The sequence below is a fragment of the Actinophytocola sediminis genome (assembly GCF_054779715.1).
This window is the reverse complement of the sequence record NZ_BAAGXS010000036.1, coordinates 1-20033: the sequence shown is the minus strand read 5'-3', so window position 1 is coordinate 20033 and position 20033 is coordinate 1. Positions and strand designations below refer to the sequence as shown.

Sequence of the window (20033 nt, the reverse complement as noted above, 5' to 3'; positions counted from 1 at the left end):
GGAGGATGGTGGCGTGCCAGACATCTCTCTCGACGCCGCGGCCGACGAGCTCTACGCGGGCTCCCGCGAGGCGTTCACCAGCCGCCGCAAGGAGCTGGCCAAGCAGGCCCGCGAGCAGGGTGACCAGCAGACCGCCAAGGCGATCGACAAGCTGGCCAAGCCGACGACCTCCGCGTGGCTGGCCAACCAGGTCGCCAGGGACGAGTCCTCGGCCGTCGACCAGGTCACCGAGCTCGGCGACCAGCTAAGGGAGGCGCACGCCGCCCTCGCCGGCGCCGACCTGAAGGCCCTCTCCCAGCAGCGGACCAGGCTGGTCGCGCGGCTGGTCGAGCAGGCGGGCACCCACCACGCGACGCCGCTGACCGAGTCGGTCGTGCGTGAGCTGGCGGAGATCTTCACCACCGCCATCGCCGACCAGGAGGTGGCCCGCGTGCTGCTGGCCGGCCGGCTGGCCTCGGCGAAGGAACTGGCGGTCCCGGCCTGGCCGTTGGCCGACGGCCAGGCCGCGCCCGCGCCCCGGCCCCGGCCGGCGAAGAAGGAGCCGCAGCGGGCGCTGTCGGACCGGGAGGCGGCCGACCGGGCCAGGCGGATCGAGGCCGCCCGCAGCCAGCTGGAGGAGGCACGGGGCGCGGTCAAGGAGGCCGAGGCCGACCGCGCGGACACCGAACGTGCCCTCGACCAGGCACAACGCGCCGCCGACGACGCGACCGAGAGGGTAAGGCGGGTCTATGAGGAGCTGGACGCGGCCGAGGCCGAGGAGAAGGAGGCCCGCAGGCGGGTCGGCTCCGCGAGCCGGACGGTGAAGGACGCCGAGCGGCGGGCCGGTCAGGCCTGGCGGCAGGTGCAGCAGGCCGAGCGCGGGCTGGCGGAGCTGGAGGAGAAATAAAAGCGGCCCCCGGGCGGCTCCCGCGCTCCGTCAAAAGCGCGGGCTCAGGGTCGGACGAGTTCCCTGAGAGCTCCGAGGGCCGGGTGACTGCCTGGTATTCGCCGACCACACCGCGCGTCTACGGCACCGGCGAAAGCCGATGTCAGCCGTGTTGCGCAGCCAGCCAAACCATGTCCGGTCAATGTCCGGTCGGTGGTCCTTAGCGGACAGTCACCTCACGTGTCCGATAGCAATTCACCGTTGGACCACCTCCTCTCTCGTGTACCGCGAGATTACGTGCTGGAGAGGGCTCGGGCCAAAGGATTTTGTCCGCGATCTGGCGCACGCTTTATCAGGTGTCCAGTACGACGCTGGTGTCGGTGTCGCCTTCGCGCTCGTCGGTGTCGGACTCCGGCCAGCTGGCGGTGCGATGCCTGCCCCGGCCGCTGGTGCGCAACACCCTGGCCAGCAACAGGTTCAGCGCCAGCGACACCTCCCGCGCGCCGGGTGTCGACCACTGGTGGATCGGCACGCACGCGCCCTGCGCCTGCTGCACGGCCAGCCGGTCGGGCAGGGCGACCGGCATCACCAGCCGGCCGAACTGCTCGCGCAGCTCGGCGATCCGGTACTGGTGCTCGTAGGACTGCGGGCGCACCCGGTTGACCACGATGCCCAGCGGCGAGAGCGCCGGGTTGTGCTCCTCGCGGGCGTTCTCCACCGCCTCGAACGCCCGCTGCACGCCCGACACCGCGAACATCGTCGGCTCGGTGACCAGCAGCGCGCCGTGCGCGGCCCGCAGCGCGGAGCGGGTCAGCCGCCCGAGCGAGGGCGGGCAGTCCAGCAGCACCAGCTGGTAGGGCAGCGTGTCGTCGTCCAGCAGCGGCCCGAGCTGGGTGAGCGCGCGGGCCAGCTTGTCCAGCCTGCGCGGGTCGGAGTCCTGGTCGTTGAGCAGCTCGAGGGACTCCGAGCCGACCAGGACGTCGACCTCCTCGCCCCACGCGCTGTTGGCGATCGCGTCGCGCAGCACGGCGGGCCGGGGGGTTTCGAGTACGTCGGCGACGGTGGCCTTGGTGTCCTCCGGGTCGAGCGTGGTCGTCGCGTTGCACTGGGGGTCCAGGTCGACCACGAGCGTGCGCGCGCCCCGGCGCAGCGCAGCCGAGGCAAGGCCGAGCGCGATGGTGGTCTTGCCGACACCACCCTTGAGGCTGAGCACCGCCACCGTTTGCACGTCGACAACCCTACGGGGCCTACCCTTCTGCTCCATGCGACCGGATGCAGTTCGCCGCACGCTCGACGCCGAGTTGATCTCGGCCCGTCGTCGGCGGGGTGGTCAGCCGCCGAGGGTGCTCGACGTCGGCGGTGGTAGCGGCGTGCTGGCGGTGCCGTTGGCGGTGGCGGGGTGCGCGGTGACGGTCGTCGAGCCGAATCCCAACGCGCTCGCCACGCTGTCGCGGCGGATCGACGACGCCGGGGTCGGCGACCGGGTGACCGCCGTACAGGCCGACAGTGACGCGCTCGGTCAGGTGGTGGCCGCCGGCGCGGCCGATCTGGTGCTGGCGCACGGGCTGCTCGAGGTGGTCGACGACCCGAAGGTGACCGTGGCGGCGATGGTGGGCGCGGTCGCGCCGGGTGGGGTGGTGTCGGTGCTGGTGGCCAACCGGACCGCCGCGGTGGTGCACCGGGCGGTGGCCGGGCGGCTGGCCGAGGCCGGGCGGCTGCTCGACGACCCGGACGGGCGGCTGCCGGAGGAGGCGCTGCTGCGGCGGTTCGACACCGCCGGGCTGAGCGGGCTGCTCGCGGACGCCGGGCTGATGGTCGAGTCGTTGCAGGGCCTGGGGGTGCTGAGCGATCTGGTGCCCGGCTCGGCGCTGGAGCAGGACCCGGGGGCGGTCGAGGCGTTGGCGGAGCTGGAGTCGCGGCTGGCCGGGGTGTCCCCGCTGCGCGACATCGCCACCCGCCTGCACGCGGTCGGCCGGTGGGGCGCGGCCTGACCTGAGCGCCCCGGCCGATGACCGCCGTTGTCGGTGCGGTCTGGTTGGCTGCGGGGTATGGGGCGGAGTGCGGACCTGCCGCGGGGTCTGGTCGAGCGGTACCTGGCGCGGGACGGGGCGTGGCCCGACGACGCCGGCTGTGCGGTGCTGCACGTCGACATGGACGCGTTCTACGCCGCCGTGGAGATCCGCCAGCGGCCGGAGCTGGCCGACCGGCCGGTGGTGGTCGGTGGTGTCGGCGGGCGCGGGGTGGTCAGCTCGGCCAACTACATCGCGCGCACCTTCGGCGTGCGCTCGGCCATGCCGACCGCGCACGCGCGGCGGTTGTGTCCGTCGGCGGTGTTCCTGCCGCCGACGTTCGCGCTGTACCAGGAGGTCTCCGCCGGGGTGATGGCGATCTTCCGGGACGTCACGCCGCTGGTGGAGCCGTTGAGCCTGGACGAGGCGTTCCTGGACGTGTCCGGGGCGCTGCGCCGGTTGCGGTTGACGCCGGGGGAGATCGCGCAGCGCATCCGGGCGCGGGTGGTCGCCGAGCACGGCATCACCTGTTCGGTGGGGGTGGCGGCGACCAAGTTCGTCGCCAAGCTGGCCTCCGGGCTGTGCAAGCCGGACGGGATGCTGGTGGTGCCGGCCGGGGAGGCGCTGGCCTTCCTGCATCCGTTGCCGGTGTCGGCGTTGTGGGGCGTCGGCAAGCGCACCACCGAGCGGCTGTCGGCCGTCGGGCTCAACCGGATCGGCGACGTGGCGGCCACGCCGTTGCCCCGGCTGCGGCGCACGCTGGGCAACGCGGCGGCCGAGCACCTGCACGCGCTGGCCAACGGGCGCGACGACCGGGTGGTCGAGCCGGAGTCGGTGGAGAAGTCGATCGGCGCGGAGGAGACCTTCGAGGTCGACCGCACCGACCGGGAGGCGCTCAAGCAGGAGCTGTTGCACATGGCCGAGCGCACGGCGGCCACGCTGCGCCGCCGGGGGCTGCGCGGGCGCACGGTGTCGATCAAGGTGCGGTTCGGCGACTTCACCACGATCACCCGGTCGCGCACGTTGTCGGTGGCCACCGACGTGACCCAGGAGATCTACCGGACGGCCTGCCGGCTGCTGGACGAGCAGACCCCGCCGGGGGCGGTGCGGTTGATCGGGGTGCGGGTCGAGCAGTTGGGCGAGGGCGGCGCCCAGCAGTTGTTCCTCGACGCGCCGGAGCGGGGCTGGCGGGACGCGGACCAGGCCGCCGACCAGGCCAGGGCGAAGTTCGGTGGCGCGGCGGTGCGGCCGGCCAGCCTGCTGCGCCGCGATCGGGCAGCGCGTTCACCGAGCGCGGGCGGCGAGCCGGAGCGATGATGGGCTGTCCGCACTGACCGGTATCTCGCGGGTCCGAATCGCCGGGAAGAGGAGGGCCGATGGTTACCTACTGGGCGATCAGCGTCGGTGTCGTGCTCCTGATCGCGGCGATCTACTACGGCCAGAAGCTGCGTGGGCGCCCGCGCACGATGTCGGGGCGGTGGGCGGCGGGCAACGGCTATGTCTACCGGCGGGACCTCCGGGTTCATCTGTTCGTGCAGGGGCCGCCGTTCGATCGGGGCGTTGAGGTGATCGAGCGGGTACTGCTGGTCGGCTCGTGTGCCGGGCGACCGTCGCTGATTACCCACTTCGGTTGGTACGACGACCATCGCGACGGCGTCGATCTCGGCGATGCCGGCGGTGCGTGTGTCGCGCTGGCGCTGCAGCTGCCCGGCGAGGTGACCCCGTTGCAGGTCAACCATCTCGGTGTCGATGGCGAGGAGTTCACCGACGTCTACGAGATCACCTGCGACGTCCCGGGGTTCGCCGCGCGGGTGGTCGGGCTTCGGCTGCGCCGGGCCATGCTGGCCTGGCCGAGCGCCGAGCGGGTCAACTTCCGCCTCGACGGCGACGCGATGATCGTCTGGCTCGAGGGCGAGCTGGTCAGCACCCGCCAGCTCGAGATCGTGCACGACTGCGCGACCGAGCTGTACCGGCTGCTCCCGCGGTCGCTGTTCGCCGAGGACCCGTCGCGGGTCGTGCCGGTCTCGGTGCGGCGGCGGCCGGCGTCGCTGCGGACCATGGACATCCACGGCCGGCCGGGGGAGGCGTGGCAGACCAGCTACCGGGACGGCGTCGACGAGGTGTCGGTGAGCCTGCTGGTGGACGCCGCGTGGCCGCGGCTGAGCATCGAGGCCTACGAGTGGTTGGTCGACCACTACAACGCCACCAGCTTCGACAAGCCGGACCCGAGCGCGTATCCCTTGGTGGACATCATGTTCGCGGTGCGGTCGGCCGACGAGAACTTCCGCCGGCAGGTGCTCGACGACCTGGCCGAGTGGCTGCCGCTGGACGAGCGGACCCGGCGCTGCGGGCTGCAGTTCGAGACCGACCCCGCGCCAGACGACGACGAGGACCGGCCGGTCAGCCGCATCACCGCCTACGCGCCGGGCCAGCTCACGAACGACCCGCTGGTCACGCTGCTGGCCGACGTGGTGCACGAGGTCGGCCAGCGGTTGAGCCGCCAGACCTACCGGTACCCGCCGGTGAAACTGTCGGCCGCCGACCTGCGCTCATCCTGAGTACGTGGCCGTTGCCGGTGCCCGCGAAGCCGCTGCGCTTCTCGTTGAGCGTCATCGTGAGGTTCTGACGAGGCTAGAATCCTCGGCCATGGGCGAGGTTCCGCTGGCGAACGTGCTGCTGTTGGTGGCCGCGGTGCTCGCGCCGACACTGCTGTTCGCGGCGCTGCTGCGGATGCCGAGGGTGGTGGACGGGATCGGCGCGCTGGTGCGCCGCCGCCGGGAGCCGCCGCCCGCCGGGCCGCCGATCGAGCGGCTGACCGCCGACCTGCGCCGGGTCCACCGCACGCTCGCCGAGTACCCGCCGGGCACGCCCAACGTCCGCCGGTGCGCGACCAGGGACGCCTACGACGCCCTGCTCGTCCAGGCGTGCGCCGCCGTCGACGTGCCCCACCGGCTGGCCGACCTGCCCGCCGGCATGGCCAGGGAGCTGGAGCGGCTGCGGGTCGAGGAGGCCCTCCGCCAGGCCGGCCTCACCATCCCCTGACCAGCCCCCTGACCAGCGCCGGCAGCACCTCGCCGAGCGGGTCGCGCAGCACGGCGGTGGCCAGGTGGTCATACGGCGTCTCGCCCGCGTTGCAGATCACCACCGCCGCGCCGGCCCGCGCGGCGAGCCCGACCAGGCCGGCCGCCGGCTGGACGGCCAGCGAACTGCCGGCCACCAGCATCAGGTCGACGCTCTCGGCGGTCTGCTTCGCGCGCAGCAGCACGTCCACGTCCAGCGCCTGGCCGAACGAGATGGTCGCCGACTTCAGGATGCCGTCGCAGACCAGGCAGGGCGGGTCGGCCTCGCCCGCCCTGACCCGCGCCAGCGCCGCGCTCATCGGCCGCCGGTCGCCGCACTGGAGGCAGACCGTGTCGAACATGGAGCCGTGTAACTCCACCACCAGCTCGGCGGCCGAGCCCGCCCGCTGGTGCAGGCCGTCGATGTTCTGGGTCAGGATCGCGGCCAGCCTGCCCGCCCGCTCCAGCGCCACCAGCGCCCGGTGGCCGGCGTTCGGCTCGGCGGTCCACACCGGGTGGGTCAGCCTGGCCTGCCAGGACTGGCGGCGGACGTCCTCGTCGGCGCGGTAGGCCGACAGCGAGGACAGCCGTTCGCTGCTGGGGTCGCGGGTCCACAGGCCGTTCGGGCCGCGGAAGTCCGGGATGCCGGACTCGGTCGAGATGCCGGCCCCGGACAGCACCGCGATCCGGGACGCCTCGGCCACCACCGCGACCGCGTCGGCCACCGTGTCTGCCACCGCGTCGGGCTCCCTCATGATCGCCAGGCCAGCAGGTCGGCCGCGGTCCTGGTGTTGATCACTCTGTTGGGCGGCACCGCGCACTCCTCCGCTCGTTCGCAGCCGTAGGGCAGCCAGTCGAGCTGGCCGGGCGCGTGCGCGTCGCTGTCGATGGCGAACACGCAGCCCAGCTCGACGGCCCTGGTCAGCAGCCGCCGGGGCGGGTCGAGCCGGTCGGGCCGGCAGTTGATCTCCACGGCGACGTTGTTGTCCCGGCAGGCGGCGAACACCGTGTCGGAGTCGAACTCGGACTCCGGCCGGGACCGGCCGGCCACCCGCCTGCCGGTGCAGTGCCCGAGGATGTCGACGTTCGGGTTCGACACCGCCGCCACCATCCGGCTGGTCATCTCCGCCTTCGGCATCCGCAGCTTCGAGTGCACGCTGGCCACCACCACGTCCAAACGGGCCAACAGCTCCGGCGTTTGGTCCAACGCGCCATGATCCAAAATGTCAACCTCGATCCCGGTGAGAATCCGGAACGGATCCAGTTCCCGGTTCAGCTCGGCGAGAACATCGAGTTGGCGGCTGAGCCGTTCGGCCGACAGGCCGTTGGCCACGGTCAGCCGGGGGGAGTGGTCGGTCAGCACCATCCAGTCGTGCCCGAGCATGATCGCCGCCTCGGCCATCTCCCGGATCGGGCTGCCGCCGTCCGACCAGTCCGAGTGCGTGTGGCAGTCACCCCGCAACTCGGTGCGCATGGCCTCCCCGCCGGCCACCGGCTCGATGCCATGTTCGAGGAGTTTTGCCAGGTAGGCGGGTTGCTCGCCGCGCGCGGCCTCGGTGATCACGGTCCCGGTGGTGCGGCCGATGCCGGGCAGCGCGGTCAGCGTGCCGGCCGCCAGCCTGGTGTCCAGCTCGCCGTCGGCCAGCCCGTCCAGCACGCCGGCGGCCCGCCGGAAGGCCGTCACCTTGTGGGTCGGCTCGCCGGAACGCTCCAGCAGGAACGCGATCTGCCGCAGCGCTCGGGACGGGTTCATTCACCCACCTGATCGGGCTCGAGCCCACTCGTGACAGACTCGTGTCTGCCGGGGTTTTGCTGATGCATACGACCATGATTCCGGATCGGGTAGTCGCGGAGCCTCGCGGCTCGTATCCTGGGGAGTGACGCCCCCGGAGCGGGGCGCCCGCCGGGTCCGGCGGCCAACCACCGTGATCGCCCGGCGCTCGCGACCGCTGTGCCGGAGGAGGAACGAATGCCACTCTCCGAGCATGAGCAGCGACTGCTCGACCAGATTGAGCGTGCGCTATACGCCGAGGATCCCAAGTTCGCATCCACGGTGCGTGGCGCTCGCCTGCGCCGTCCCTCCCGGCGGCGACGCCTGCAAGGCATCGCGCTGTTCGTTCTGGGTGTAGCACTTCTCGTAGTGGGTGTGATCCTGCCGCTGAAGCCTGGCGGCGTCCCGGTAGTCAGCTTGCTCGGCTTCCTGGTCATGTTCCTCGGTGCGCTGCTCACGCTCTCCGCTATCCGCCACGGCGGAACCGAGAGCGAGGAAGGTGCCGAGGACGCCGATAGCGGGGGCGGAGGCGGCGGCACGCCCAAGGCGCGTCGCAGCTCGTTCTCGCAGCGTATGGAGGACCGCTTCCGCAAGCGGTTCGACGAGGAACCATAGATCCTGTTCGTCTGGATCGCCGGGTGCCGACCGTGGGCACCCGGCGATCTTTTCGTGCGTGAGGTCCACCGCATGCCAAGCCGAATGTCAGTGGGCATGGGGCAGCATGGTCCGGGCACCCCCTTTTTTCTGCTGGAGGTTTGCCATGGGCCTGCGGATTCCCGAGCACGCACAGTGGACGCGAGTGGCCGAACGAGTAGCCGAGATCGCCCCCGCCGGGTTCGCCGGCGACCGGCTGCGCAACCTGTACGAAGGTCGCTGGCAGGACGGCGGCGAACGGTCGGCGCTGGTCTCCCCGGTCGACCGGACGACCATCGGTCAGCTGTCGAAGGTGGACGAGCCGACCGCGCTCAAGGCGGTCTCGGCCGCCCACCAGCAGCACCGCGAGTGGGCGAGCGTCTCGCTGGCCGACCGCAGGGCACGGGTGCTCGCCGCGGTCGAGGCGATGTCCGAGGCCCGCGACGACCTGGCCCTGCTGCTGGCCTGGGAGATCGGCAAGCCGTGGAAGCTGGCGTGCGCGGACGTGGACCGGGCGCTCGACGGCGTGCGCTGGTACCTGGACAACATCGACCAGATGCTCGCCACCGACGCCCACGGGCGCCCGTTCGAGCGCGTGCCGCTGCCCGGCCCGGTCAGCAACATCGCCAGCTGGAACTACCCGATGTCCGTGCTCGTGCACGCCGAGTTGGTGCAGCTGCTGGCCGGCAACGCGGTCGTCGCGAAGACCCCGACCCAGGGCGGCGCGGTCTGCCTGACCGTCGCGCACGCGCTGATGAACGACGCCGGCCTGCCGGTCACGCTGCTGTCCGGCGACGGCTCGAAGCTCTCCGGCGCGCTGGTGCGCTCGACCGAGATCGGCGCGCTGGCCTTCGTCGGCGGCCGGGACAACGGCGGCAAGGTGGCCGCGCAGCTGGTGGACACCGGCAAGCGGCACATGCTCGAGCAGGAGGGGCTCAACAGCTGGGGCATCTGGGAGTTCTCCGACTGGGACGGGCTGGCCGCGCACCTGCGCAAGGGCTTCGAGTACGCCAAGCAGCGCTGTACCGCCTACCCGAGGTTCGTCGTGCAGCGCGACCTGGTGGACGCCTTCCTGGCGACCTACCTGCCGGTGGTCGGCTCGGTCCGCTTCGGGCACCCGCTGGCCGTCGAGGGCACCGGCGGCGAGCTTCCGCAGCTGGACTTCGGTCCGATGATCTCCGCCGCCAAGGCCTCCGACCTGCGTAAACGGGTCGACGAGGCGTTGCACCACGGTGCCGTGCCGCTGTACCGGGGCTCGCTGGACGAGGGCCGGTTCCTGCCCGGCCAGGACACCTCGGCCTACGTCGCGCCGACCACGCTGCTCGCCCCGCCCGGCGCGTCCCGGCTGATGCACGAGGAGCCGTTCGGCCCGGTCGACACGATCGTCGTGGTGGACACCAAGGCCGAGCTGCTGGCCCAGATGAACGCCTCCAACGGCGCGCTGGTGGCCACCATCGCCTGCGACGACGAGGAGCTGGCCGGTGAGCTGGCCCAGCACGTGCAGGCGTTCAAGGTCGGGGTGAACAAGCCCCGCTCCCGGGGCGACCGCGAGGAGCCGTTCGGCGGCCGGGGCGGGTCCTGGAAGGGCGCGTTCGTCGGCGGGGTGCACCTGGTGCACGCGGTCACCCAGGGGCCGGCCGACGAGCTGCTCTACGGCAACTTCCCGGACTACAGCCGGTACCCGACCGTCTGAGGTTGGGCCCTTTTGGTCTGCGATCGACCGACTTTTGTTGTTACGTTGCGAAAGTCGGTTGATTTCGACCCAAAGGCGGGCGAGGCATGGTCAACGAGCAACGGGAGTCGGCAACCACCTCGGTGACCAGGCGGGCGGTGCTCGGCGGTGCCGGCGCGGCGGCGCTGCTGCTGGCCGCCGGCACCGGCCAGGCGGGCGGCGCTCCCGGCCGGTCGCCCGCCCCGCGCTACTGGTATCCGGTGCGGCCGGCGCCCGGCGAGGTGCGCAGCGACGTCTGTGTCTACGGCGGCACCTCGGCCGGGGTGACCGCCGCGGTGCGCGCCGCGCGGTCCGGGCTGTCGGTGGTGCTGGTGGTGTTCGGCCGCCACCTCGGCGGGCTCACCTCCGCCGGGCTCGGCGCGACCGACACCGGGCGGATCGACGCCATCGGCGGGCTGTCGCGGGAGTTCTACCGCCGGGTGGGCGCGCACTACGGCCGGCCGGAGTCCTTCGGGTTCGAGCCGCACGTCGCCGAGCGGGTGTTCGACGAGTGGGTCGCGGAGGAGGGCATCCCGGTCCACCTCGAGCACCGGCTGGCCGGTGTGGACCTGACCGGTGACCGGATCACCGCGCTGCACACCGAGAACAGGAAGGTCTTCCGCGCGGCGGTGTACATCGACGCCAGCTACGAGGGTGACCTGATGGCCGCCGCCGGGGTCAGCCACACCGTCGGCCGCGAGTCCAACGCCACCTACGGCGAGACCCTCAACGGGGTGCAGTTCCGTTCCGGGCACCAGTTCCAGCGCCCGATCGACCCCTACGTCGTGCCCGGCGACCCGGCCAGCGGGTTGCTGGCCGGCATCCAGGCCGACCCGCCGGGCACCCCCGGCGCCGGCGATGACCGCATCCAGGCGTTCAACTTCCGGCTGTGCCTGACCAAGGCGGCCGACCGGCTGCCCTTCCCCCGGCCGGCCGGCTACGACCCGGCGCGCTACGAGCTGCTCCGCCGCTACCTCGACGCCGGGGTGTGGGACGTCATGGGCAACAACCGCCAGATGCCGGGCGGCAAGACCGACATGAACAACAACGGCGCGGTCAGTACCGACAACATCGGCCGTAACCACGCCTGGCCGGCCGGCGACTACCCGACCCGCCAGCGGATCTTCGACGATCACGTGCGCTACCAGCAGGGTCTGCTGTACTTCCTGGCCAACGACGCCCAGGTGCCGGCCGCGATCCGCGCGGAGGTGAGCGCCTGGGGCCTGCCGGCCGACGAGTTCACCGGCACCGGCGGCTGGCCGCACGAGCTGTACATCCGGGAGGGCAGACGGATGGTCGCCGACTACGTGGTCACCGAGCACGACTGCCGGTGGGCCGTGCGAGCCCCGGACCCGGTCGGCCTCGCCTCGTACAACATGGACTCGCACAACTGCGCGCGGGTGGTGGTCGACGGCCTCGCCCGCAACGAGGGGGACGTGCAGGTCGGCCCGGCCGGGCCGTACGGGATCTCCTACCGGTCGATCGTCCCGGCGCGCGGCGAGTGCGCGAACCTGGTGGTCCCGGTGGCGCTCTCGGCGTCGCACATCGCGTTCGGCTCGGCGCGGATGGAGCCGGTGTTCATGCTGCTCGGCCACGCGGCGGCGGCCGCGGCTGCGCAGGCCATCGCGGGTGGGCTGGCCGTGCAGGACGTCGACTACCCGACCCTGCGGCGCGGGCTGGTCGCCGACGGGATGGTGCTGGCCTGGCCGCCCGGCCAGGGCGCGCTGACCATCGACGCGGCGTCGGCGATGCCGGCGGGCGACCAGGCGGAGGTGACCACGACCGTGCGCAACGACGAGGGCGTCGCGGTCGCCGGGGTGTCGCTCGCGCTGACCGTGCCGGCCGGCTGGACCAGCACGCCCGCCGGCCCGCAGACCACCCCGACGCTCGCCGCCGGCGCGTCGTTCACCGCGACCTGGACGGTCACCACCGAGGCGCCGGCCGAGCTGCTGGCGCCCGCCTCCCTGGCCGCGGCGGCGACCTACACCGTGGCCGGCGAGTCGTTGACCCACAACGCCTCCCGGCCGGTGGTCGTGACCGAGCCGGTGGCGCCGCCGCTGGTCACCGCCGCGGCCGCCGAGGCCTACTTCGGCCAGCGCGGCGCCCACCTCGCGATCCTGGCCGGCGGCCGTGACCTGTGGACCGGCATCGACGAGTACGGCGCGATCCTGCGCCCCGGCGCGGCCGGCCCGGCGACCGTCGCGGAGGTCACGCTGGTCTCCCAGGACGCGACCGACCCGAGCGCCCGCGCGGGCCTGGTGTTCCGCGACGACCTGCGCGCCCCCGGCTCGTCGACCGGCTACGTCGCGCTGGTCGCCAAGCCGGCCAACGGTTTCCTGCTGCTGTGGGACGCCACCGGCGACGGCAACCTGGACACGGCCGCCCGCCTGGAGCTACCCACCACCCCGTACCCCACCCGCCTGCGCCTCACCCGCGCCGGCACCCGCTTCACCGGCGCGGTCCTGCTGGCCGACACCTGGCACCAGGTAGGCACCGTCGACCTCCCGGCCGCCGACACCCAGGACGTCGGCGTCCTCACCTGCGCCCACGCCACCACCCCCAGCCGCGCCCTCTTCCACAACCTCACCCTCACCTGACCAACTGCCCTGAATGCCCCATTCGGGACGTTGACCGTCGCCAATGCCTCATTCAGGGCATTGGGCTAGGGGTTGCGGCGGAGGACGGAGCGGGGGAGCAGGCGGGCTCGCCAGCCGAGTGGGTTTGTGCGGCGGAGGGCGGCGATGAGCTGGTCGAACGCGGACGCGAGGCCCTGGTTCGGGGTCGGCTGGCCGCCGTACCAGGCGCGTTCGACCTCGGCGACCACGGTGCGCAGCGCGCGGCGGCCGTCCTGGTCGAGCTCGTGCTGGTTGGCCAGGCGCCGGGCGGTCGCGCGCAGGGTCTCGGTGTCCTTGGGCTCCACGCCGCGGTCGGCGGACTCGGCCACCAGCTCGGCCCACGCCGAGGACGCCGCGGCCGGGCCGCTGGCGTGCACCTCGTGCCAGCGTTGCTTGCGACGACGCTCGCGCACCGCGCCGGGCACCGCGACCAGCAGCGCGACCACGACCAGCGCGGAGAGCCACCACGAGAACAGCGCCGCGGCGAACATCACCGTGAGCACCCAGCCGCCGGCCGCCAGCGCCGGGAGCGGCAGTCCACCGGCTCGCCGGCCCGGGCGTCGGCGAGCGCTCACCGCGATCACCGTGATCACGGCCGACAGCGCGAGCAGCGCGCCGATCGTCCACCACATCCAGGCCGGCGAACCGGTCTGGCTCTGGTCGTCGCTGTTGTCGCCACCGCCACCGGCCGCCTGGTCGTCCTGGTCGACCGTCGGACCGGCGGGGGCCGGGGTGGTGGTGGTCGCGTCCGGGGTGTCGGTCGGGTCGTCCTCGGGGACCGACGGGTCGCTCTCGGTGGCGTAGGGCGGGTTGTAGGTCGTGCCGTCGGCCAGCGGGGTCGGGTCGAACTGCACCCAGCCGGAGTCGGGGAAGAACACCTCGACCCAGGCGTGCGCGTTCATCGTGGTGATCGTGCGGTACTCGCCGGTCGACACCCCCGCCGTGTAGCCCATCGCCACCCGGGACGGGATGTTCGCCGCGCGCAACAGGATCGCCATCGCCGACGCGTACTGCTCGCAGTAGCCCGTCTTGCTGTCGAACAGGAAGTCGACCAGCGCGTCGTCGTCGCTGCCGGCGGCGGTCCGCAGCTCGTAGGTGAATCCGTTGGTCGGGTCGAAGTACGCCTGGATCGCCTGTACCTGGTCGAACACGTTCGTCTTGCCGGCGGTCAGCCGGGTGGCGAGCTCGATCACCCGGTCGTTCAGCCCGTCGCGCCTGGTGTAGACCTCGTCGATGTCCTCGGTGGTCGCCCGGCGGGCACCGCGCAGCGCCTGCGCCGAGGGCTGGCTGAGGTCGGCCTCCTCGGTGTAGGTCGGCAGCAGCTGGTGCTTTCCGTAGACCGCGCCGCTCTCCGGGTCGTAGCGCATGTCAGCCGGGAGGTTCTTCAGCCGCCGAGGGGTGCCGAAGATCGGCGCCCAGACGTCCCGGGAGTTGATCGGCTCGATGGTGATCTCGACGGTGTTGCCAGGGCCGGACGGGGTCTGGCCGGGCGGGGGCGCCAGCACCTCGTCGGCCGGGTCGCCGGGGGGCATCGAGTCCCGGTTGAGCCAGCCGCCGTCGTCGTTGTACTCGGCGAGGGTCAGTGCCCGCATGTAGCGCGGCTCGTCGCCGAGGTTGCGCACCCGGAACAGCTCCACGTTGCTGTCCCGGTCGAGCAGGCCGCGCAGTGAGGTGAACGGGTTGAGGCCAAGGCCGCCGGTGCCCGCCCCACCGGACCCGCCCGGCAGTTGGCCGACGGTGCCGATGCCGGTCACCGTCGCCCCGGCCAGCAGCGCGATCGCCACCGCGCCGGAGACCAGCGCGGTCGGCGACCCGGCGCCGCCTCCGGTGCCCTGCACCATCGGCCGGTTGCGCCACTGCTGGTGGCGGTGGGCGCCGTCGACCGCGAGCAGCGCGGAGAACGACGCCGCGCCGAGCACGAACGCCCACCACGGCAGCATCTCGTCGGCCAGCGAGGCCGGGACCGCGTACACACACAGCAGCACCAGGCCACACGCGGCGGGCGTGCCGGCCGACACCGCGAGCGTGTCCACCAGCACCGCGACCATCCCGATCGCGATGACCACCAGACACAGCACCGCCGAGCTGGCCGGCACCGGCGGCACCCCGGTGCGCACGACCTCGACCGACTCGCGCAACACCTGCCCGAGCTCGGCGAAGGCCTCCGGACCGGGTAGCAGACCCAGGATCCCGCTGTCGGTGAACAACGCGACCAGCAGGCACAGCAGCGCGAACATCTGCGTGAAGCCGACGAGCAGGATCGGCGTGCGCATCGCGCGCAGGCCGAGCCCGACCGCGGTGACCACCGTGACCGCCACCCCGGCGTACCCCCACCAGCGCAGGCCCTCGATCACGCCGGCCAGGGCGAGCGCGGCGCACAGCGTGGTGACCGCGGCGACCACCGGGGTCACCGTCATCGACCACTGCGCGGAGCTGACCTCACCGGCCGGTGGCCGGGGCGGCCTCGGCCGGGTCATCGGTGGGGGCGGCCCGTAGGGCGGCGGGGGTGCGGTCGGGGGTGCGGTCACAGTCAGATACCGCCGATCATCGCGTCGCTGCGGCTGCCGTTGGCGCGGCACAGGGTGGCCCAGATGGTGGACATCGGGATGTCGGGACGGGCCACCGTCACGCCCCACCCGGTGCCGCGCAACAACGCCTGCGCGCCGTCGATGTCGATCGGGGCGCCTGCCGGGGCGCCATCGCTCGCGCCCCAGGCCGCGGTGTCCAACAGCACGGCCAGGCTGCGGGTGCCCCGGCCGCGCTGGGTGATCAGCTGGCCGAGCTCGTCGGCACTGGTCGCGCCGAGGATCGCGATCAGCTCCTGGCCCTGCCCGGGATCGGTGCGGCAGTCGATCTGCTGACCGTTGGCCGGCTGCATGGCGGCCAGCGAGTCGAGGACCGCGTTGTCGTTGTGCGTGCCGTCGCCGGAGTCGCTGACCACCAGCCTGCCGTTCTCGGTCACCAGCCGGATCCGCTGGCCGTAGCGGTGCAGGTGCAGGCAGATGCTCGCGGCGAAGGACACCGCCCACTCCAGGGAGGAGGTCGTGCCGGTGCCCCGGTGGGCGGCCGCGCGGCGGTCGAGCAGCACCGTGGTGCCGCCCCGCCACGGGCGCTCCTCGACCCGCACCATCATCTCGTCGCGTTTGGCGGTGGAGCGCCAGTGGACCTTCCGCAGGTCGTCACCCTGGCGGTACGGGCGCACGATCACGTCGTCCTCGCCCTGCCCGGCGGCCAGCCGGACCGAGCCGTCGTCGCCGGAGCCGAGGCCAGAGCCCCCCGGCACGCCGACCAGCGGTACCACCCTGGGCACCACGATCAGCCGGGACATGCCGGCCAGCTCGCGCTCGAACTCGACCAGCCCGAACGGGTCGGTGATCGTCGCCTTCAGCGGGCCGAGCTGCTGGATGCCGCGCAGCATCGGGTGCACCGTGTACCGCAGCCGGGTGCCGGTGAGCCGGGGCAGGTGCTCGATCACGAACCGGGGCTTGCCGCCGAGCGAGTACGGCACCCCGTCGGAGACCAGCAGTCCACCGGTGGGCAGCCGTCCGGTGCTGCGCACGTGCACCGACACCTCGGCCCGGCCGGAGACCGGCACCCGGATCGGCACGATCTGGCGCTGTGCGTGCAACCCGACGCGGGCCACGGCCGTGAGAAAACAGACGAGGAGTGGTAGCGCGACCACGAACACCGACACCCGCAACAGGTCGCGCTCGTTGAGGATGAGCGAGCACAGCGCGGCGGCCAGGCCGGCGGCGAGCAGACATCTGCCGCGCGTGGTCAGGCCGGCTAGCGCGCCGCGGATCGACCGCGTCATCGACCTACCTGCTCCTGGCCCATGGTCCGGGGTCCGGCGCGGCCTGCGGCACCGGCACCCTGGCCACCAGGCCGCGGATCAGCTCGCCGGTCGAGCGCCTGCTCGCCTGCGCCTCCGGGGTGAGCACCAGCCGGTGGGCCAGCACCGGCACGGCGACCGCGTGCACGTCGTCGGGCACCACGAAGTCGCGGCCGGACAACGCGGCCTGCGCCCTGGCCGCGCGCACCAGGTGCAGCGTGGAGCGCGGCGAGGCGCCGATGCGGATCTCCGGCAGCCGCCGGGTGGTGGACACCAGCTCGACGCAGTAGCGGCGGATGTCGGGGGAGAGCTTGATCGCGCGCACCGTGGCGATCAGCCCGCGCACCTGGTCGGCGTGCGAGACCGGCTGCAGGTCGGCGAGCGGGTTGTGCCCGGCGTGCTCGTCGACCATCGCCAGCTCGGCCTGCGGGTCCGGGTAGCCGATGGACACCCGCGCGGTGAACCGGTCGCGCTGGGCCTCTGGCAGCGCGTAGGTGCCCTCCATCTCGATCGGGTTCTGGGTGGCGATCACCATGAACGGCGCCTCGAGCTGGTAGGTGGCGGTGTCGACGGTGACCTGCTCCTCTTCCATGCACTCCAGCAGCGCCGACTGGGTCTTGGGGGAGGCCCGGTTGATCTCGTCGCCGACCACGATGTTGGCGAACACCGGGCCGGGGCGGAACTCGAACTCGTTGGTCTGCCGGTTGAAGATCGACACCCCGGTCACGTCGCTCGGCAGCAGGTCCGGGGTGAACTGGATCCGGCTGACCGTGCAGTCGATGGAGCGGGCCAGCGCCTTGGCCAGCGAGGTCTTGCCGACCCCCGGCACGTCCTCGACCAGCAGGTGCCCCTCGGCCAGCAGCGTGACCAGCGCGAGGCGCACCACCTCCGGCTTACCGACCAGGACCCGCTCGACGTTGGCCGCGATCCGCTGCGCGGTGGCGTTCAGCTCGTCGAGGGAGGTGGCCGGCCGGTAGTGGTTGGCCACCTCGACCTGGGCGGCGTTGAGCCCGTTCGTCGGGGGTTGCGCGTACGCGTCGGCGGCGACCGGGTACTGCTGGTTGCCGGGTAGCGCCGAATGCGGGGTACTGGACGTCACGCGACCTCCTGTGGTCTTCGTCGGCGCAAAGCCTGCTCTGAAGTGTGTCAAACTGGCGAGAAGTACCCCACCCTCATGGTGGGGACGCGCCAGCAAGGCGAGGGTTCCCCCCAATTCTTCTACGTCCCCCTGGCGCGGTGTGCCCAGGTCCGGCGAAAAAATCCCCCACGACGCCCCACCGGCGGCGACCAGCTGCCGCGCGTGATCATGCTCTCCCCGCCGATCGGGCTCCCGGAGCCAACGGATTCGGCCGGAAGGTGATCGCCAACCTGCTCGGGGCGGCAACCCGGACGGGGGACCCACCACCGTCCCCCACCGTCCCCCCAAGCCGTTCACCTGCGTAAACGTCGGCGTGTCCGATCGCGAAACGCCGAGATCGCCGTTGACTGTGGTGAAAAGTGGGGTACGGTGGCCGCAAGTGGGGCGGAAGGGGGCTCCATGACTGATCCGCAAGGATCGGTGGGGAGGTGGGTCGCCAGTGTTTCTTGGCACGCACACCCCCAAATTGGACGACAAGGGGCGGCTCACGCTGCCTGCCAAGTTCCGAGACGCGCTCGCGGGCGGGTTGATGGTCACGAAGGGCCAGGACCACTGCCTGTATGTCTTCCCACGAGCGGAGTTCGAGGAGATGGCACGCAAGGTGGCCGCGGCGCCCCTGACGAACGAGGCGGTTCGCGCCTACCAGCGGTACCTGTTCGCCGGAACCGACGAGCAGCGACCCGACGGTCAGGGGCGGATCGCGGTCGCACCAGAGCTTCGGCGCTACGCCGGGCTGACCAAGGAGTGCGTGGTCATCGGTGCGATCACCCGCTTGGAGATCTGGGACGCGCAAGCGTGGCAGACCTATCTGGACGAGCACGAGGACAGCTACTCCCAGGCCGCTGAGGAGGTCCTCCCCGGGGTGTTCTGATCCCGGCTCGGCCGGTGTTCTCCGAAAGGGACGTGGGTGCCGCGAGGCCTCGGTCCGCTCGCTTTCGGCCCTGGCGCACCTTCCCCGGTGCCAGGTTCGACGAGCGGGCGGGGACCTGGCGGCACCCCGCCTCGTTGACCAGGGGGATTCGTCGGCTCGTGGAGTCGACTCATGATCTGTCGGCCTGCCCCCTTGTCGTCCGGGAGAACACAGCGGGAAGGGGGTGACCATGACTCAGCACGTCCCCGTGCTGCTGGACCGAGTGCTCGACCTGCTCGCGCCGGCGCTGTCGCGGGAGTCCTCGGTGCTGGTCGACGCGACGCTCGGCCTCGGCGGACACGCCGACGCCCTGCTGTCCGCGCACCCCACGCTCGTCCTGGTCGGCCTCGACCGCGATCCCAACGCGCTCGCCAGCGCGGGGGCCCGGCTGGCCCGCCACGGTGACCGCGTGCACCTGGTGCACGCGGTCTACGACGAGCTGCCAGAGGTGCTCACCGGGCTCGGGTACGCGGCGACCGGCGCGGTCGACGGCGTGCTGATGGACCTCGGCGTGTCCTCGATGCAGCTCGACGTCGCCGAGCGGGGCTTCGCCTACTCCCAGGACGCGCCGCTGGACATGCGGATGGACCCGACCGCGGAGCTGACCGCGGCCGAGGTGCTCAACACCTACCCGGCCGCCGACCTGGCCAGGGTGCTGCGCGACTACGGCGAGGAGCGGTTCGCCCGCCGGATCGCCGGCGCCGTGGTCACGGCCAGGGCCACCGAGCCGTTCACCACCAGCGGCCGGCTGGTGCGGCTGCTCTACGACGCGGTGCCGGCGGCCAGCAGACGGACCGGCGGGCACCCGGCGAAGCGGACGTTCCAGGCGCTGCGCATCGAGGTCAACGGTGAGCTGGAGGCGTTGCGCCGGGCGCTGCCGGTGGCGCTTTCGGCGCTGCGGGTCGGCGGCCGGATCGTCGTCGAGGCCTACCAGTCGCTGGAGGACCGGCTGGTGAAGCGGGCACTCGCCGAGCTGGCGAAGTCGCGGACCCCACCCGGGGTGCCGGTGGAGCTGCCGGGGCACGGCCCGCAGCTGCGGCTGCTGACCAGGGGCGCGGTGCAGGCGGACGAGCAGGAGACGGAGCACAACCCGCGGGCGGCCTCGGTTCGGCTGCGCGCGGCGGAGCGGATCTTGGAGGCGTCATGAGGCAGGCAGGTGAGGTGGCATGACCGCACCGGCACGAGCGAAGACGGCCAAGACCGCGGCACGACTGGAGGCCGAGGCCCGGCGCAGGGAGGCCCGCCTGGCTGAGCGCGCGGCCGGCGGCGGCACCCGCCGCCAGCGCACCACCGCGAGGACCACCGACACGGCGAAGACACCGGAGACGGCCAAGCCGACGGCGAGGGCCAAGACCGCGACGAGGTCGGCGGCGCGGACCGGCACGTCCACGGCGGCGACCGGGACGCGCCGGGCCGAGCGCGCGGCCGCGTCCGCCAGGATCGCCGAGCGGACCACCACCGGCACCCGGCGCCGGCGCGCCGGCACGGCC

The 20033-nt window shown here is 72.7% G+C and carries 16 protein-coding genes and 1 pseudogene; 11 read left to right on the top strand and 6 right to left on the bottom strand.

Going from position 1 to position 20033, the window contains the following annotated elements; all coding sequences use genetic code 11:
* Positions 1-13 precede the first annotated feature (13 nt).
* The gene (locus ACYVIP_RS23195) at positions 14-886 is read left to right on the top strand and encodes a hypothetical protein (protein WP_460399721.1); all 873 of its coding nucleotides are present in this window, start codon (positions 14-16) and stop codon (positions 884-886) included.
* 331 nt (positions 887-1217) lie between these two features.
* Here ACYVIP_RS23195 and ACYVIP_RS23190 read toward each other — a convergent pair whose 3' ends face one another.
* Positions 1218-2093, bottom strand: coding sequence for a ParA family protein (locus ACYVIP_RS23190; RefSeq protein ID WP_460399719.1), 876 nt, complete (start codon positions 2091-2093; stop codon positions 1218-1220).
* 34 nt (positions 2094-2127) lie between these two features.
* Between ACYVIP_RS23190 and ACYVIP_RS23185 the strand changes: the two genes are divergently transcribed.
* The 4 genes from ACYVIP_RS23185 (at position 2128) to ACYVIP_RS23170 (ending at position 5916) form a co-directional block, all read left to right on the top strand.
* Positions 2128-2856 (top strand): class I SAM-dependent methyltransferase, encoded by a 729-nt coding sequence (locus ACYVIP_RS23185; RefSeq protein WP_460399717.1) that lies wholly within the window; start codon positions 2128-2130, stop codon positions 2854-2856.
* 57 nt (positions 2857-2913) lie between these two features.
* Positions 2914-4191: a DNA polymerase IV gene (locus ACYVIP_RS23180; RefSeq protein ID WP_460399715.1), complete on the top strand. Its 1278-nt coding sequence runs from the start codon at positions 2914-2916 to the stop codon at positions 4189-4191.
* 59 nt (positions 4192-4250) lie between these two features.
* Complete coding sequence (locus ACYVIP_RS23175) at positions 4251-5432, top strand: hypothetical protein (RefSeq protein ID WP_460399713.1); 1182 nt, start codon at positions 4251-4253, stop codon at positions 5430-5432.
* An 88-nt stretch (positions 5433-5520) separates the two neighbouring features.
* A complete protein-coding gene (locus tag ACYVIP_RS23170; RefSeq protein WP_460399710.1) occupies positions 5521-5916 on the top strand; it encodes a hypothetical protein in 396 nt (131 codons plus the stop codon).
* Here ACYVIP_RS23170 and ACYVIP_RS23165 read toward each other — a convergent pair.
* Entirely contained in the window at positions 5903-6688 is a 786-nt protein-coding gene (locus tag ACYVIP_RS23165; RefSeq protein WP_460399708.1) for an SIR2 family NAD-dependent protein deacylase, read from the bottom strand. The two genes, ACYVIP_RS23170 and ACYVIP_RS23165, sit on opposite strands and share 14 nt — an antisense overlap.
* Positions 6685-7686 (bottom strand): PHP domain-containing protein, encoded by a 1002-nt coding sequence (locus ACYVIP_RS23160; RefSeq protein ID WP_460399706.1) that lies wholly within the window; start codon positions 7684-7686, stop codon positions 6685-6687. The genes ACYVIP_RS23165 and ACYVIP_RS23160 overlap by 4 nt, the downstream gene beginning before the upstream one ends.
* Positions 7687-7902: 216 nt before the next feature.
* On the opposite strand from ACYVIP_RS23160, the gene ACYVIP_RS23155 reads away from it, so the two are divergent.
* From ACYVIP_RS23155 to ACYVIP_RS23145, 3 genes are all read left to right on the top strand, one after another.
* Positions 7903-8319, top strand: coding sequence for a DUF3040 domain-containing protein (locus ACYVIP_RS23155; RefSeq protein ID WP_460399704.1), 417 nt, complete (start codon positions 7903-7905; stop codon positions 8317-8319).
* 145 nt (positions 8320-8464) lie between these two features.
* Complete coding sequence (locus ACYVIP_RS23150) at positions 8465-10030, top strand: aldehyde dehydrogenase family protein (RefSeq protein ID WP_460399702.1); 1566 nt, start codon at positions 8465-8467, stop codon at positions 10028-10030.
* An 86-nt stretch (positions 10031-10116) separates the two neighbouring features.
* Positions 10117-12645 carry an FAD-dependent oxidoreductase gene (locus ACYVIP_RS23145; protein ID WP_460399700.1) on the top strand — a complete coding sequence of 843 codons (2529 nt, stop codon included), beginning with the start codon at positions 10117-10119 and terminating at the stop codon, positions 12643-12645.
* A 65-nt stretch (positions 12646-12710) separates the two neighbouring features.
* Here ACYVIP_RS23145 and ACYVIP_RS23140 read toward each other — a convergent pair whose 3' ends face one another.
* From ACYVIP_RS23140 to ACYVIP_RS23130, 3 genes are read right to left on the bottom strand one after another with little or no spacing between them, the layout of a single operon-like run.
* Complete coding sequence (locus ACYVIP_RS23140) at positions 12711-15191, bottom strand: transglutaminase TgpA family protein (protein WP_460399698.1); 2481 nt, start codon at positions 15189-15191, stop codon at positions 12711-12713.
* Positions 15192-15193: 2 nt separating this feature from the next.
* Entirely contained in the window at positions 15194-16477 is a 1284-nt protein-coding gene (locus tag ACYVIP_RS23135; protein WP_460399696.1) for a DUF58 domain-containing protein, read from the bottom strand.
* 4 nt (positions 16478-16481) lie between these two features.
* Positions 16482-17483 (bottom strand): AAA family ATPase, encoded by a 1002-nt coding sequence (locus ACYVIP_RS23130; RefSeq protein WP_460399847.1) that lies wholly within the window; start codon positions 17481-17483, stop codon positions 16482-16484.
* A 589-nt stretch (positions 17484-18072) separates the two neighbouring features.
* Between ACYVIP_RS23130 and mraZ the strand changes: the two genes are divergently transcribed.
* The 3 genes and pseudogenes from mraZ to ACYVIP_RS23115 form a co-directional block, all read left to right on the top strand.
* Entirely contained in the window at positions 18073-18504 is a 432-nt protein-coding gene (gene mraZ, locus ACYVIP_RS23125) for a division/cell wall cluster transcriptional repressor MraZ (RefSeq protein ID WP_260192729.1), read from the top strand.
* A gap of 229 nt (positions 18505-18733) precedes the next feature.
* Complete coding sequence (rsmH, locus tag ACYVIP_RS23120; protein ID WP_460399693.1) at positions 18734-19690, top strand: 16S rRNA (cytosine(1402)-N(4))-methyltransferase RsmH; 957 nt, start codon at positions 18734-18736, stop codon at positions 19688-19690.
* A 19-nt stretch (positions 19691-19709) separates the two neighbouring features.
* Positions 19710-20033 (top strand): annotated as a pseudogene (locus ACYVIP_RS23115) (hypothetical protein); the annotation flags it as partial.

Bases quoted from the DNA above. Each gene is read 5' to 3' on its own strand.
- ACYVIP_RS23185 (WP_460399717.1), top strand. From the start codon at position 2,128: ATGCGACCGGATGCAGTTCGCCGCACGCTCGACGCCGAGTTGATCTCG.
- ACYVIP_RS23180 (WP_460399715.1), top strand. From the start codon at position 2,914: ATGGGGCGGAGTGCGGACCTGCCGCGGGGTCTGGTCGAGCGGTACCTG.
- ACYVIP_RS23175 (WP_460399713.1), top strand. From the start codon at position 4,251: ATGGTTACCTACTGGGCGATCAGCGTCGGTGTCGTGCTCCTGATCGCG.
- ACYVIP_RS23170 (WP_460399710.1), top strand. From the start codon at position 5,521: ATGGGCGAGGTTCCGCTGGCGAACGTGCTGCTGTTGGTGGCCGCGGTG.
- ACYVIP_RS23165 (WP_460399708.1), bottom strand. From the start codon at position 6,688: ATGAGGGAGCCCGACGCGGTGGCAGACACGGTGGCCGACGCGGTCGCG.
- ACYVIP_RS23160 (WP_460399706.1), bottom strand. From the start codon at position 7,686: ATGAACCCGTCCCGAGCGCTGCGGCAGATCGCGTTCCTGCTGGAGCGT.
- ACYVIP_RS23155 (WP_460399704.1), top strand. From the start codon at position 7,903: ATGCCACTCTCCGAGCATGAGCAGCGACTGCTCGACCAGATTGAGCGT.
- ACYVIP_RS23150 (WP_460399702.1), top strand. From the start codon at position 8,465: ATGGGCCTGCGGATTCCCGAGCACGCACAGTGGACGCGAGTGGCCGAA.
- ACYVIP_RS23145 (WP_460399700.1), top strand. From the start codon at position 10,117: ATGGTCAACGAGCAACGGGAGTCGGCAACCACCTCGGTGACCAGGCGG.
- ACYVIP_RS23135 (WP_460399696.1), bottom strand. From the start codon at position 16,477: ATGACGCGGTCGATCCGCGGCGCGCTAGCCGGCCTGACCACGCGCGGC.
- rsmH (WP_460399693.1), top strand. From the start codon at position 18,734: ATGACTCAGCACGTCCCCGTGCTGCTGGACCGAGTGCTCGACCTGCTC.